Origin of the sequence: Lysinibacillus sp. A1 (assembly GCF_000801965.1) — a bacterium.
Classification (GTDB): domain Bacteria; phylum Bacillota; class Bacilli; order Bacillales_A; family Planococcaceae; genus Lysinibacillus; species Lysinibacillus fusiformis.
Genome location: NZ_JSZM01000049.1, coordinates 26238 through 32237 on the forward strand (window position 1 = coordinate 26238; position 6000 = coordinate 32237).

7 protein-coding genes are annotated in these 6000 nt (G+C 37.1%); 6 read left to right on the forward strand and 1 reads right to left on the reverse strand.

The window, feature by feature from the left end; all coding sequences use genetic code 11:
* The first annotated feature begins 48 nt into the window (after positions 1-48).
* The 4 genes from PI85_RS23240 to PI85_RS23255 all read left to right on the forward strand — a co-directional run bounded on the left by PI85_RS23240 (position 49) and on the right by PI85_RS23255 (position 2572).
* A complete protein-coding gene (locus tag PI85_RS23240; protein ID WP_036124371.1) occupies positions 49-300 on the forward strand; it encodes a PLD nuclease N-terminal domain-containing protein in 252 nt (83 codons plus the stop codon).
* Positions 284-1186: an ABC transporter ATP-binding protein gene (locus PI85_RS23245; protein WP_036124373.1), complete on the forward strand. Its 903-nt coding sequence runs from the start codon at positions 284-286 to the stop codon at positions 1184-1186. Before PI85_RS23240 ends, PI85_RS23245 begins: the two co-directional genes overlap by 17 nt.
* 1 nt (position 1187) lies before the next feature.
* Positions 1188-1970, forward strand: a complete 783-nt coding sequence (locus PI85_RS23250; RefSeq protein WP_235318539.1) for an ABC transporter permease — start codon at positions 1188-1190, stop codon at positions 1968-1970.
* A gap of 215 nt (positions 1971-2185) precedes the next feature.
* A complete protein-coding gene (locus PI85_RS23255; RefSeq protein WP_036124374.1) occupies positions 2186-2572 on the forward strand; it encodes a GntR family transcriptional regulator in 387 nt (128 codons plus the stop codon).
* 45 nt (positions 2573-2617) lie between these two features.
* Here PI85_RS23255 and PI85_RS23260 read toward each other — a convergent pair whose 3' ends face one another.
* Complete coding sequence (locus PI85_RS23260) at positions 2618-4015, reverse strand: hypothetical protein (protein WP_036124375.1); 1398 nt, start codon at positions 4013-4015, stop codon at positions 2618-2620.
* 421 nt (positions 4016-4436) lie between these two features.
* On the opposite strand from PI85_RS23260, the gene PI85_RS23265 reads away from it, so the two are divergent.
* On the forward strand, positions 4437-5075 hold the full coding sequence (locus tag PI85_RS23265; protein WP_036124377.1) for a GntR family transcriptional regulator: 639 nt from the start codon (positions 4437-4439) through the stop codon (positions 5073-5075).
* Positions 5076-5094: 19 nt separating this feature from the next.
* Positions 5095-6000: 2,3-butanediol dehydrogenase (locus tag PI85_RS23270; RefSeq protein WP_039392529.1), on the forward strand; the 906-nt coding region annotated here is incomplete at its 3' end.

Sequence of the window (6000 nt, forward strand, 5' to 3'; positions counted from 1 at the left end):
ACAACTTTGTTATCATTATTGATAATGATAATGATTGGAGGTTTTACAATGAAATTACACTATGGTTTTGATGAAATCAGTCAACTCGATTGGACGAGTATACTTCCTATTCTTTTGCCATTTTTATTAGTGGGATCTATCCTCATTCTAATTGCATTAATCGATTTATACCGCAACAGAAATAGGAGAGAAAATGTACTAATGTGGACAATTATTATTGTGTTTTTTAATACAATTGGTCCTGTTTTATATTTCATGATTGGTAGAAAGGATGTCAATACACGTGCGCTTAGAAATTGAAGGCATTACAAAAAGGTTTAAACACAAAACGGCAGTGCATGATTTTTCAATGATTGTTGATGCGAATGAGTGCGTCGGATTAATTGGACCAAACGGAGCAGGAAAATCAACATTGATTCAAATCATTGCGGATATTTTATATGCAGATGAGGGAAAAATTCTTCTTAATGGACAACAAATTACAAAGATGAAAAATCAGATAGGCTATTTACCTCAATATCCTAATTTTTTCTCCTGGATGACAGCATTTGAGACATTATCTTTTATGGGAACACTTTCAGGTTTACCAAAGAATGAATTACAAAACGAAATTCCTTTGCTATTAGAAAAAGTTGGATTAGGAAAAGAAGCCCATTTTCAGGTTGGAACTTTTTCAGGGGGTATGAAGCAACGACTTGGTATCGCACAAGCTTTATTGCATAAACCAGCTTTGATGATTATGGATGAGCCAGTATCAGCTTTAGATCCGATTGGAAGACGTGAAGTGTTGAATCTTTTAAAAGAGATTAAAAAAGAAACGACCATCTTACTATCAACCCATATATTAAGTGATGCGGAGGAAATTTGTGAACGCTTTGTCGTCATTCAAAATGGTCACAAAATAGAGGACGCTACAAAAGATCAGTTGCAGGAACGTTACCAAGAATCTGCCATCTATTTGATGGTTCGCCAAGAAGACCTTAATTGGGTAACAACGGTTGAACAGTTATCCTATGTCAGAAAAATTGAAAATGAAAGAAATGGCTTTAAAATACACGTCCATCAATTGGAGGAAGACGCTCAAAAATTGTTACAGTATGCGATAGATTCAAATGTCATGTTGTTAAAGTTTGAATTGGGCATTCATGAAAGCTTAGAAGAAATTTTTTTAGAATTGGTGGTGTGAAATGGTGAATACTTTTTTGGCATTAAGTAAAAAAGAAGTAACTCAAATGACGAAGGAATTTAAAATTGTCTGGCTACCAATTGTCTTTATTTTACTTGGGTTAACTCAGCCGATTATGATGTATTACATGCCGATTATTTTGCAATCAATGGGTGGTGTGGAGGGTATTATGATTGACCCAACCTTGGCAAAGCCGGAGGGAAGCGAAGTACTGGCCACAACCCTAAGTTCCCAGTTTGATCAGTTAGGAATTATTATTTTGGCAGTTGCAGCAATGAGTATTATACAAGGCGAAAAAGCAAATGGAATGATGGCATTTATTCTTACAAGACCAGTGTCTATCTCATCCTACTTAAATAGTAAAATTATTGTCCATTATCTAGTAGCTGTTTTCTGTATAGCTCTAGGCTATGGTATGTCGTATGGCTATACATCCTTTTTATTTACGGCAGTACCAGTGTCGCATGCTTTGCTGGCTTTGCTATTTTATTGTGTGTGGCTATTGTTTGTTATTACGTTTGTTGCCATGATGAGCACGTTTTTTAATAGTTCAGCTTTTATAGCGTTAGCAAGTATTGTCGTCCTGTTTATCTGCCGTTTCATTGCTGGTTTACATCCGCTTTTGGATGTTGTTAATCCTGCCAGTAATAGCTTGCATGCTACTACTATATTGATGTCAGGGAATATGAAAGCCTGGTATGGCTTCCATAGTGCAGTTACCATGCTCCTAGTTATATGGATGATTGCAATCATGCGCCATTTCATTGCAAAAAGGAAGTTTTAAATGGGAGAGATGGCGAATTTGTTATAGGTACTTTGTCAAAATCATCGAAAGCCATTATATCCATTCAACTGTATTAATACACTTATTATTCGAAGCATCTATTTTCATAATCGACCATCTTACTTTTGAAAATACCCATTGATATCAGTTGTTAATATTTTATCTTAGTACTATGTACAATTATATAGCTCTTAAATGAAGGGATAGATTGGTCAATGAATCTGAAAGTAAATCGAACAAGTAAGGTTCCACTATATCAGCAGCTAAACGAACGATTGCTATTAGCAATAATAACTGGGAATTTAAAAAAGGGTGACCATTTACCATCCATTCGAAATTTAGCTTCACAAACAAATCTTAACCTTCATACTGTTCATAAAAGCTATAAAGAACTTCAGAAGAGCGGGATCATCACCATTAAACCCCCTTCCAAAGCAATTGTTATGGTTGATTCTGGGGAAGCAATAAGTATTTCCCTTCAACAAATATCTATTCGTATCGAACATATAATAATAGAATCTTCTATTTTAGGGATTAATGAAATTTACCTTAGGCAGATGTTTGAAGGGGTTTTACAGAAATATTACAATAGCGTTAAATAACAAGAGGTGGCTCCTGATTCTAAGGAGCCATCTCTTTTGCCTTATTTAAATCAAAAACACCGCTACAATTGTTGTCACAACAAGTCCAATGATTACAGGGAGTAAGTTACGCCTTGCGAGCTCAAATGGGCTCACATTACAAATGGCAGCTGCTGGAATTAATGCCCAAGGAATCAATGTTCCGCCACCAACCCAAATGGCAGTAATTTGCCCTAAGGCCGTTAAAGTAGCAGTCCCTCCGCCTAGTGCATTGCCGAATAAGCTTCCGACAGAGCCCGCTAAGGAAATTCCTGAGAAGCCCGAGCCATCTAATCCAGTAATGGCACCAACTACTGCCAAAGTGATTACTGCAATTTCCTTCGTTAAAGGGACTATTGCTGCAAGACCGACACCGAGATCATTGACAATACCGTGCGAGGTAGCGGGTAAATGATCTCCGAGAATTTGTGTGAAGCCTGCATCTCCTAAATAGAAGAAAGCTGCAATCGGGATAACAGGTCCGAAGACTTTAAAGCCGAATTGAAAGCCTTGAATTAAATAGCTTGTTGTTTTTTCAAGTCCTTCTGTTTTATGGGCTACGATACTAAGCAAAAGTAATATGAAAACGGAGGTTCCACCAATTAAAGCAGTTGCATCGCCACCCTGTAATTTGAAAACCGACATGGCGATGACATCTAAGATAAAAGCAATCGGAATAAGCACAGCGAAGAAACGTTTTTGCCCAATTGACAGTAAATTTTCTATCGTTTCTTGCTCACCGTTTTCTTCTGCCGAATTTGCTGTGTTTAAAAGTAAAGTTCCACGTTTCATATCTCGCCGCAAGAAAATATAAGCAACGATGGTCGTGACAACACCCATAGTAATGACGAGCGGAATACTAGCAGACACCACGTCCCCAACAGGGATGCCAGCAGCATCTGCTGTTAGCTTCGGTGCCCCCTGGATGACGAAATCACTCGATAATGCTATCCCATGACCGAATAAGTTCATCGCCATCGCCACTCCGAGTGCTGGCAAGCCTGCTCGAATGGCAACAGGCAAGAGTACTGCCCCTAACAATGCCACTGCAGGTGAAGGCCAGAAAAACCAAGAAATAATCATCATTAATAGACCAATCGTCCAATAGGCAAGAGCTGGTGTTTTAATGATTTTCGTAAATGGCGCAACCATAACCTCGTTAATTCCTGAAGTCATCATAACCCGGCTCATAGCAACAATAATAGAAATGATAAGAATGGTAGATAACAACTCTGTAATGGCATAAATAAAGCTGTTAAATACACCACTAATGGATGAAGTTAAATCGCCAGTCGCAACAATTGCTAGCATGAATATGCCTACTACACAAATGAGGGTGGTATCGCGACGTTTAACCATAAATCCGATGATAAGCACAATAAAAATAACGTAAATCCAATGGAGAGCAGTAAATTCAACCCCCATATGTTTCCCCCTCAATATTCGATCTGATTCTATAGAATATGAAGGGGAAACAAGTTGGTGATAAATTTTAAAAAAATTCAGCCTAAGTGAAGGGGAATCTAATTTGCAAATAAGCCAAAAAACAAACAATTCATATAGCGAATTACAGGTGTACTTTGATCAAAAGGGGCACTAATTGTTTACAGCTTAGTGTTACACAACTTCTAAACAATCTCCATGAAAGTAATCAGTGGAATAACCATTCCATTAGTGGTTATTCTCATACCTAAAACAAGTTAATTGAAAGATATGGATTTTTATAATAGAATACTTTTATAGATTATCGATAATCTATAATCCATAATATATAACACCTGTAGCTAATCACTCTATACACTGAACTATGTTAAAATAAAACATATAAATTTATTGGAGTGGTTTAATGGGGTTTGATGAAAATTCAATTTCAAAAAAGACAATTTCTGAGCAAATAGCTGAACAACTATTATTTCGCATATTTTCGGGCTATTATGAACAAGGTCAGCGCTTAATAGAAGCGGAAATTGCAAAAGAGTTACAAGTAAGTCATGCACCTGTCCGTGAGGCGCTTTATCTTTTACAAAAAGATGGTGTAGTTGAAAAAGTACAGCATAAAGGTGTAAGAGTGAAGACCATATCGGATCAGGAATTAAAGGATTATTTGGAAGCGCTTTATAACCTTTTGGATTTTGCACTGACAAAGTGTGAAGCTAAATGGACGGATGATTTGCAAAATGAGCTTTTATTTCGTTTTGAAGCGATGAAACAAAAAAAGTCTGCTGAAAATATTTATGAATATGTTGTTTCGTTTGCTCACTTATTACAATTGTTTTTTGATGTTTCAGGAAATATTGCGATGCTACGATTCTTTAAAGAAACAATCTTTGTTACAAATGTAGCTGCCCAAACAAAATGGAAAATGAATCTAGTTGAATCCTACCACATGTCCATTAATACATTTATCAGATGTATAGAAGCGTCGGATTTTGATAATGCACGAGTAGCTATTAAAGATGTTATTTTATGGTACCAATTTAAATAATTTTTTGGGGGTAACATAAATGAAAGCTGCAGTTTGGCATGGTGTAAAAGATATTCGAGTAGAAGAGGTTGAATTACGCGCTTTACGAGAAGATGAAGTGAAAGTAAAAGTAGCATGGGCAGGTATTTGTGGGAGTGATTTGCATGAATACGAAGAAGGTCCAGTTTTCGTACCAGTTGATGTAAAAGCAGAATTAACAGGTGAGATTGCCCCACTGACAATGGGTCATGAATTTGCTGGTATCATTGAAGAAGTTGGCTCTAACGTGACGGACTTAAAGGCAGGAGACCGAGTTGTCATCAATCCTACTTTGACTTATAGAAAAAAACATGAAGATGTTGATCGCTATGATGGATTTAACTTTATCGGATTACATGGAGATGGTGGATTTGCGGAATATGTTAATGTTCCTGCAACAAATATTCACCGTTTAGCCGATAACTTAACATTACAAGATGGTGCATTAGTAGAACCAATGGCTGTTGCTGTACAAGCTGTCAAAGATGCTGGGGTTACATTAGGTGATTCGGTTGCAGTATTTGGGGCTGGACCAATCGGGTTATTAACAGTAATCGCTGCAAAAGCATCTGGCGCAAGCAAAGTTATCGTGTTGGATTTATCTGATGACCGTTTAGAAAAGGCAAAAGAATTAGGCGCAACCCATGCGATTAATTCAGGTAAAGAAAATCCTGTACAAGCAGTTCGGGCAATTGTTGCAGATGGGGTGGATGTATCCTTTGAGGTTGCGGGAGTTGCTCCTACCTTTAAGCAAGCAATTGATGTAACAAAACCTCGTGGCAATATGATGATTGTTTCAATTTTTGCTAGACCAATCGAATGGAATCCAATGCAACTTACAAATACAGGTGTTAATATACTATCCTCGATTGTATATACACCGTCTATATTCCAAAGAACAATTGAT